The sequence below is a fragment of the Streptomyces jumonjinensis genome (genome assembly GCF_009600885.1).
GTDB classification, from domain to species: domain Bacteria; phylum Actinomycetota; class Actinomycetes; order Streptomycetales; family Streptomycetaceae; genus Streptomyces; species Streptomyces jumonjinensis.
Genome location: NZ_VCLA01000190.1, coordinates 2,547 through 3,535, shown reverse-complemented (window position 1 = coordinate 3,535; position 989 = coordinate 2,547). Strand labels below are relative to the sequence as shown.

General features: G+C 73.2%; 1 protein-coding gene. It reads right to left on the bottom strand.

Going from position 1 to position 989, the window contains the following annotated elements:
• A partial coding sequence (locus FF041_RS29610) for an aldehyde dehydrogenase family protein (RefSeq protein ID WP_153525690.1) occupies positions 1-880 on the bottom strand: 880 nt, incomplete at its 3' end.
• Positions 881-989 lie beyond the last annotated feature (109 nt).

The window sequence follows — 989 nt, the reverse complement described above, 5'->3', positions numbered from 1 at the left end:
CGTCCTGGACCAGCAGTCGCGCCCCGGCCGAACAGACCTGGCCGGAGTGGAGGAAGACCGCGGTGAGCGCGTAGTCCACGGCCGTGTCGAAATCGGCGTCCGCGAAGACGATGTTCGGGTTCTTGCCGCCCAGCTCCAGCGCGACCTTCTTCACGGTGGCCGCCGCGGCGGCCATCACCCGGCGGCCGGTGACCAGCCCGCCCGTGAACGAGACCATGTCGACCCGCGGATCCGAGGCCAGCGGCACGCCCGCCTCGGGACCCGCGCCCAGGACCAGATTGGCCACCCCGTCCGGCAGTCCCGCCTCGGCCAGCAGCCGTATCAGCCCGATCGCGGTATGCGGGGTCAGCTCGCTCGGCTTGAGGACGAAGGCATTGCCCGCGCCGAGCGCCGGGGCGACCTTCCACGCGGCCTGGAGCAGCGGATAGTTCCACGGAGTGATCAGCCCGCAGACGCCCACCGGCTCGTACACCACCCGGCTGTCCGTCCCGGCGCCGCCCGTGTCGACGATCCGCCCGCCGCCGCCCGAAGCCGTCAGGGCGCCGAAGTAGCGGAAGCAAGCGGCGATGTCGTCCAGGTCGTACTCGCTCTCCACCAGGCGTTTCCCGGTGTCCAGGGACTCGGCCCGGGCGAGCGCGGCTTTGTCGCGCTCCAGCAGTGCGGCGACGCGCAGCAGCAGCGCGCCGCGTTCGGCGGCCGGGGTGCGCGGCCAGGGGCCCCGGTCGAAGGCGTCACGGGCCGCGGCGATCGCCGCCGAGGCGTCCTCGGGGCCCGCCTCGTCCACGGCGCCGACCAGGGTGCCGTCGGCGGGGCAGCGGATCTCGCGTAACCGTCCGTCGAGCGCGGCGGTCCACTCGCCCGCGATGAACAGATCCGGCATGGGGTGACTCCTGTGATCGGGGACGGCTGGGCACCCCGGCGCGTACCCAGCTCCGGTCCGAGTACTCCAGCGATGCGATCACCATCGGTCCGGTCCGAGTACTCCGGCC